This is a genomic window from Streptomyces sp. CB01580, from assembly GCF_001905795.1.
Taxonomy (GTDB): domain Bacteria; phylum Actinomycetota; class Actinomycetes; order Streptomycetales; family Streptomycetaceae; genus Streptomyces.
In genome coordinates this window covers 290,183-296,719 of the sequence record NZ_LIXJ01000006.1, presented here as the reverse complement: position 1 = coordinate 296,719, position 6,537 = coordinate 290,183, and the positions used below count along the sequence as shown (strand labels likewise).

Below are 6,537 nucleotides of genomic sequence, written 5' to 3'. Positions count from 1 at the left end.
GATCGCACGCACCGGACGATGCTCCTTCCGGGCAAACCTTGCCGGTCACGGTACTAGACCGAGCGCGACAGGCGCCGACGGCGGGAATCGGCGCGGAGGAGCCGGTGGCCAGAAGCGGTACACGGCCGTGTACCGCTTCGGCAGAGATGGGCGCCGCCCGACGCCACCTGGCTGCTCGGCCCCCCAATAGCTCCCGGAAGGAGCCGACCACCTCCTGGCAGCGGGCGCCACGCACTTCATGGTCGAGACCGTACGCCGGGAATTCCACCGGATGGTCGACGCATGCCACACCGAGTACCGACCGACCCCGCTCAAGTGGCCCACGGTGGCCGCCTGCTCGGCAAGATTGATGGGGCGCCGCAGCGGGAACATCATGCTGCCCGCAGCGAGGGTGATTCGGGAGGTGTGCGCCGCAAGCCAGGTCAGGACGGTCCGTGGGGCGTACACCTGCCCCACGTCACCGAAGGCGGGGTCGGCCAGTGGTGCTTCCCGGACCCCGAGGGCTGCGAAGTCGCGGTGCTCGGTCTGCTGGACGACCTCCGTCAGACCACGCAATCCCGCCATGTCCCCGGCGTGGGGCAGGCGCAGAGGTGCAGGACAACCCCACGGTCAGCCGACCCGGTGCGAACATGCGTCCCTAGCTGAGATGGCCCGCCCCACGAGGAGGCCGGGGGAGTCGCCCGTACTCGATGAGTGAGGCCCGCCCAGCGACCCACGCACACCGCTGAACAAGGCGGTCGTGGTGACGTCGATTCCCGCGTGCACGAACGTCGCACCGATGCGTTCGGTGAGGTCTTCGAGGAGGCCGACGGCCTGGGCGCTGGTGGTGGTGCGCGAGGTGAGGGGGGGGCTCGTCGATGAGGACGAGGCGGACACCGGTCTGGTCGTAGGTGTGGCAGACCGCGTCGGTGCAATGGGCCTGGCGCACCCGGGTGGTGACAGGGATTTCGAGGTAGCGGGGCGAACTCCGCAGCGAGGCTCTTCCCGGTAGCGCCGGACGGGAAGAAGACGTCGGGTGCAGGCCACTGCCACTTCGCCGCCGAACTGTCCCGGACGCCATCGCCCCGGTCCCGCTCGGCTGTTACAAGACAGCGACACTGCCCCAGTGAACGTCCGCCTCCGCTGTGTCGTCGTTTCTAGTGACTACGCCAATCGGCATGTAGGTGCCCTTTGGCGCGAAAGGCTGTTCTCACCATCGAAAGGGGCAGATCTGTGATGGTCTCGAAACGGCGCTCCCTGCGCATTGCCGTCGTCGGTGTCCTCGGCGCGGCTTCCCTTGCCCTCGCGGGCACCGCAATGGCAGCCACCCCGGCTACGGACACCGCAACCCCGGTCGTCGCACAGAAGGCCGTGCTCGCCAAGGCCGACATCACGGCTGAGCCGTCGGTGTCCTCGGTCCGCGCCTGGCAGTTGTTCCGCGTCACGGGCCAGACCACCGGTCTCAAGGCGGGCAGCAAGGTGACCCTTCAGCAGAAGCAGCACGGCAAGTGGGTCAGCCTGCCCGCATCCACGAGCATCTCGCGGGACGGGTCCTACTCGCTCGGCGTCAAGCTCGGGCTGAAGGGCAAGAACGACCTGCGCATCATCAGCGGCACCACGGCCTCGCCGGTCTTCAACGTGACGGTCCGCTGAGACGCACCGCCACCGCAGCAGAGGCTTGTCGGCACCGGGGTGGTCTCACCCGCCCCGGTGCACGCGCCGGACACGATCCGTGCCGACATCGCTGCGTCCCGCCCGAGTCAGCGGTTCCGCTCCGCGCATGTGGGGGAGCGGAACCGTCGGCACGCCTGCTCCCACGCTCCGCCCCACGACATCATCGCCTGCCCGCACCGCGGAGAGAAGGCCGGACCGAACACGTCCGTTGTCCGCACTGCCACGCCCGTTCCACCGGCCGACCCGTCCGAGTCGCAGGTCTCGGTGGAGGAACCACGCCGTACCTGCGACGACCGTCCCGCAGAGCGTGGGCACGAGCAGCCTCGGTTCCGGCCGGCCCTCGCCGGGGCAGCGGCGGTCCGTCCGCCGTCCTGGACGGTGCCGAATCTTGTCGTGGTCGTCGCTCGTCTCCCTCGCTGTTCCCCACCGGAACGACCCAAGACCCTTCCCGCCGCGATCAAGCAGGCAAGAAGATCGACCGGCAGCCGGAGTCCACTCGCTCTTGCCGTTCCCGGGCAACGTGATCGTCAGAAACGCTTGGGTGTTCGGCGCGACACCACCCTCCGCAGGGACCGGCGTCGCCCCTCCGCGGACAGATCCGGCGCGGGGCGCAGTCCGCCCATGCGTGGGCCGCGAGCAGTTCCGGGGCGGGTGGCCCGGCGGCGCTGTTCTGCGGCGCCGAGGGGCGGCATGCCCTCGGTACGACCGTCGCGGCGGGGGCGATCGAGCCGGTGCCTCGGCCGGGTCGAGCAGACGTCGGCCCACCCCTGCACTTCGACGGCCGAGTGGGCGGCCGGGGCCGCGTCGAGCCTCCGACGGGCAGCAGCACGGCCTCCCGTCGTCCACATCGTCTTCGCCAAGGGCCGGGCCGGTACGCCCCGGGCGTGTACCCCATGGGCTCCAGGGACGTGGGATACGTCCGGGAAGGCTCCGTGAACCTGCATGAACCGGGTGCTGTCCGGGCCCCGCTCGACGTGGCGCCGGCCCGCGGTAGGCAGCCGGGGGAGCAGCGAGCGGTGGAGATCGACGGCTGGCCTCTGCTGGAGACGGCGGCCGCCGCGCGAGCCGGGGACGCCGGTCCCGCGGACCGCAAGGCGGGGCTCCGTCCACGGCATCCACGGCACCACCGCAGTGGTCACGCCGACGATCAGCGCGTTCCTGCTCATCGCATGGCGGAACAGCAAGTCCAGGCGGTCCAGACTTGTTCGTCCGCTCCTGGCCGAGTGCGTCGTACCAGCCTCAGCTTCACGCTGAGCCGCCCTCCTCGGCCGCGCCCCACCCCGTCACGACAGCGGTCAAACGAGGTCCCGGACCGCGTCGACACGGAATCCGTGGGAAAGGCCCCGGTCCCAAGCGGGGACGCAGTACGGCAGGGGCGGCCCCCGTGCCCGTTCTTTGTCCACAGGTCCCGCACTCGCTTCGCGCTGACCGCGACGACTCACACCATGGGCAACACCCGGAAGGCCAAAAGAGCGAGTGCGTGTGCGGGAACAGTGACGGTGGTCAGCGCCAGAGCGAGCAGGATGCGTGTCTGCCGCCAGGACGGGTGGCCGGCGGGCGTGGTGATCACGGGGCCGGTTTGCCGGCACGCACCATGACGTAGCCCATCTTGTCCCGGCACAGGCCGAGGATCAGTGGATAGGCCGATTCCAGTTGCGTGGCGATGTCGGTGCCCAGGAGTTCCTCGATCTGTCGGCGACGTGCCCCGAAGATCTGGGGGATCAGATGATAGGTGGGTGTGAAGTCGCCGGTCCTGTCGCGTACATGGTCGACGGTGAAGCCGGCCTGCCGGGTGAGGGATGGGTAGTCGTCGAGGGAGCCGGGCAGGCGAGCGAGCGCGAAACCCGCGCGGAACAGCGCCACATCCTGGTCGGTGAACGGGACGTGTTCGAAGCAGTCCGCCAGGACGAGCCGGCCACCGGGGCGCAGAACACGCCTGGCCTCGTGCAGAGCACGGGGACGGTCGGCGAAGTGGGCGAACGACTCGATCGCCCACACGGCGTCGAACGAAGCGTCCTCGAACGGCAGATTCATCGCATCGGCCTGCAGGAACTCGGTGCGGTCGGCGACGCCGGCGCGGGCGGCACGATCGAGGGCCTGCTCGACCTGGGCGCCGCTGGCGGTAATACCGAGGACATGCCCGCCGGAGGCCTGAGCGAGACGCACCGCGGGCCGTCCAGTGCCGCAACCCACATCCAGCGCCCGCTGCCCGGGCCCGAGGGCAAGCTCGCCGATCAGTTCATCGGTCCACCGGTCCTGCGCCGCTGTCAGCTCCTGCCACGCCTCCTCCGCCGACAGCACCCGTCCCGGCTTCGGGCGCACCCCGTCATCCCACATGCCCAGATGCATGCTGTCGCCCATCGTCAGGCTGTACAGACCTCCCAAGCGGTCGTACCACGCTCCGACCTCCTGCACGGAAGGTCCCTCGTCCGCTGCCTGCTCCATGACGCCCTCCCCACGCGCACCGGTCCGGGCCGACACGCCATGCCCGGCTCCATCCGCCGTGCGCCCTTCAGCATGCGGGACCGGTGAACCCGCAGGAAAGAGCGCGCGGGAGCGGAACTCGGTTCACCTCGGCGCGCCCCCTGCACCGCGACGGCTGGTACCGCGATCGCATGTGGCGCAGCGATCAACGCTGTGTTGCCGTGAGCGGCCGCCGTGTCAGTGGCAGCCCATGACGGCGGCGACCTTGGTCGGGACAGCGCGCTTGATCGCCGCGCACTGGGCACCTCGCGGCTGGGGTCGGCTGTTCGGGCGGGCTGGTGCTCCTGCCGCGCCCACCACGGGCTGTCGGCATATCCCAGCACCCACCGACAATGCCGCCGCGGAGGCAGGTGTACGGCCCCCATCCGGACGATCAGCGGCCCGCCGTAGTCCGTCGCGGCCAAGTGGCCCAGCCATTCCCGCCCCACCGGACCCCGGCTTGGTCTGCCGGGCCGCTGCGGACCTGACGATCCAGTTCGGCCTCGATCCGCAGCTCTGACCGCTCCACCGCCTTCGCGATTGTCCCCGTTTTGCAGACGGTGACCGCTGTCGTCGCCGACCTCGATCAGGATGCGTGCTCCGGTCCTGACGCCCACTCCCGGCATTGAGGTCGGAACCGTGGAAAGAGGGTGGGCCTCCAGCAGTTCCTCGATTCGTCCGGCCGGCAGTTTCCGCTGGTCGAGTACGGCCGTCAGCGACGCGGCGAGGATCGGGACGATCGGCGAGGCCGCCTCGCTGCTGGGAGGCAACGGTCTGCTCGTCGAGGGCAGCGAAGATCTCGTCGACATGGAGCGTGTATCGAAAGTGCTGCCGGGTGCCCGGTGCGACGGTTCGGCCGGTTCTGCGCTCAGCGGATGTGCCGGGCCAGGCCCGTCGCCTTGGTCATCAGCCATTCCAGTGGTCCGCGCTGCTGGAAGCGCGACCAGACGGTCGCGAACACCATGGCGGCCACAATGAAGCCGGATAGGACATACAAGGGCAATCCAGGCAGTTCCTCGATGCCCAGGAACCGGATGCCGATGAGGTGGAAGACGTACGCGGTCAGCGACATGGAACCGACCGCGATGACCGGCCGGGCCAGGGACCGGAGCCGCGGGAGAGCGTCCGTCGCGGCCAGACACGCGGTGACGACCATGATCGCCACACCGGTGTTGCCCACGATCGACAGGGTGGTCTCACTGTGTGGGGAGGCAGCCAGCAGCCAGGCCGGGGTGTCACCGGACGGATAACCCGCGGTGTCGGACCACCACGCGCTCGCCCCACCCTCGCCGATGGCGTCGGCGGCGCCGGGAACGACGTGCAGCGCCAGCCAGGAGCCTCCGTAGCCGGTGATCATGAGGGCGGCACCCGTGAGGGCCAGGCGTGTCCGGACGGCGGCGGCAGCCAGGTCCAGGCGGGCCACGGCCATGCCGGCGATCACGAACGGGATCCAGGTCAGGGCCGGGTAGGCGCCGGTGAAGAGGAGCGAGACGATGCCGTCGGGCTCACCGGGCGAGCGGACGCCACTGTCGCTGATCGCCTGCTGCACCACGTAGAGCACCTGTGGCAGGACGAGAGCCGTGCCCACGGCGATCGCTGCCAGGGGGCCGGCGCCGAGTCGGTACAGCGGTAGTACGAGCAGGAAGTACAGGCCGTAGAAGGCCAGGATCACGTCGACCGGGATGCCGCTCATGGTCAGTACGGTGCCCAGGGCCAGAAGGATCACGGCCCGGATCACCACCTTGGCCACTGCCTGGCGCCCGGCCAGCCCTGTCTTCGGTGCCATGCGTCCGGTGATGAGGACCACAGCGAAGCCCGCCAGGAAGGCGAAGAGAGCGGAGGACCTGCCGTGGGCCAGCTCCGTCAGGAAGCCGATCACACCGCCCTGGTCAGGGTCGGGCCCCACATGAGCCGCGTACATGCCGAATACCGCGAGTCCACGGGCCAGGTCCAGCCCGATCAGCCGGCCCGCCGGCGCTCTTCCGCTGTCGCGCACGGGGGTCGGGGCGTCTACCACAGGAGCTCCGATGTCTGCGTACTGAGTCATGCCTTCCAGGTGTGAGAGTGGGCTGATCGCCGGGTATCCGGCAGATTTTCGGGCCGCCTCCGCCGTCCGGCGGAGGCCCACCTGCCGGGCGTCTGGAGCCGCCGCTCGCGGAGCCGCCCAGGACGTCCGGGGCATTGGGCTCGGTGCAGCAGGCATGACAGCCATCGGCGCGTGTATTTCGAATGTACAGCCGACAGCCCAGGTCCGTCCCGTTGCCGACGGCGGAATAGCCATGTTGTCGTCCGCCATGTGAGCCTTCGCACAGGCGGGCGGCCTGGTTGTCGGTCCTCTCCGGGATGGTGTGGCGGATGCCGCGTCGTCGCAGGTGCTCGCGGCAGGTCCGTTGCTGTGTGCCTTGTCGGCCGCGAGGCTGT

The 6,537-nt window shown here is 69.9% G+C and carries 5 protein-coding genes and 1 pseudogene; 1 reads left to right on the top strand and 5 read right to left on the bottom strand.

Features of this window, described 5'->3' with window-relative positions; all coding sequences use genetic code 11:
• Window positions 1-45: 45 nt before the first annotated feature.
• On the bottom strand, window positions 46-564 hold the full coding sequence (locus AMK22_RS12875) for an LLM class flavin-dependent oxidoreductase (RefSeq protein ID WP_073784436.1): 519 nt from the start codon (window positions 562-564) through the stop codon (window positions 46-48).
• Window positions 565-1,215: 651 nt separating this feature from the next.
• Between AMK22_RS12875 and AMK22_RS12865 the strand changes: the two genes are divergently transcribed.
• Entirely contained in the window at window positions 1,216-1,632 is a 417-nt protein-coding gene (locus tag AMK22_RS12865) for a hypothetical protein (protein WP_073784434.1), read from the top strand.
• A gap of 1,459 nt (window positions 1,633-3,091) precedes the next feature.
• Here the strand turns inward: AMK22_RS12865 and AMK22_RS41760 are convergent.
• The 4 genes and pseudogenes from AMK22_RS41760 to AMK22_RS12845 all read right to left on the bottom strand — a co-directional run bounded on the left by AMK22_RS41760 (window position 3,092) and on the right by AMK22_RS12845 (window position 6,163).
• On the bottom strand, window positions 3,092-3,223 hold the full coding sequence (locus AMK22_RS41760; RefSeq protein WP_274535420.1) for a hypothetical protein: 132 nt from the start codon (window positions 3,221-3,223) through the stop codon (window positions 3,092-3,094).
• Window positions 3,220-4,098, bottom strand: a complete 879-nt coding sequence (locus AMK22_RS12855) for a class I SAM-dependent methyltransferase (protein ID WP_073784432.1) — start codon at window positions 4,096-4,098, stop codon at window positions 3,220-3,222. The genes AMK22_RS41760 and AMK22_RS12855 overlap by 4 nt, the downstream gene beginning before the upstream one ends.
• A gap of 584 nt (window positions 4,099-4,682) precedes the next feature.
• Window positions 4,683-4,923: pseudogene (locus AMK22_RS40800) on the bottom strand (IS110 family transposase); the annotation flags it as partial.
• 61 nt (window positions 4,924-4,984) lie between these two features.
• On the bottom strand, window positions 4,985-6,163 hold the full coding sequence (locus tag AMK22_RS12845) for a DUF418 domain-containing protein (RefSeq protein WP_073784430.1): 1,179 nt from the start codon (window positions 6,161-6,163) through the stop codon (window positions 4,985-4,987).
• Between the last annotated feature and the right edge of the window lie 374 nt (window positions 6,164-6,537).

Coding starts and splice junctions, on each gene's coding strand:
- AMK22_RS12875 (WP_073784436.1), bottom strand. CDS start 564: ATGGCGGGATTGCGTGGTCTGACGGAGGTCGTCCAGCAGACCGAGCAC.
- AMK22_RS12865 (WP_073784434.1), top strand. CDS start 1,216: ATGGTCTCGAAACGGCGCTCCCTGCGCATTGCCGTCGTCGGTGTCCTC.
- AMK22_RS12855 (WP_073784432.1), bottom strand. CDS start 4,098: ATGGAGCAGGCAGCGGACGAGGGACCTTCCGTGCAGGAGGTCGGAGCG.
- AMK22_RS12845 (WP_073784430.1), bottom strand. CDS start 6,163: ATGACTCAGTACGCAGACATCGGAGCTCCTGTGGTAGACGCCCCGACC.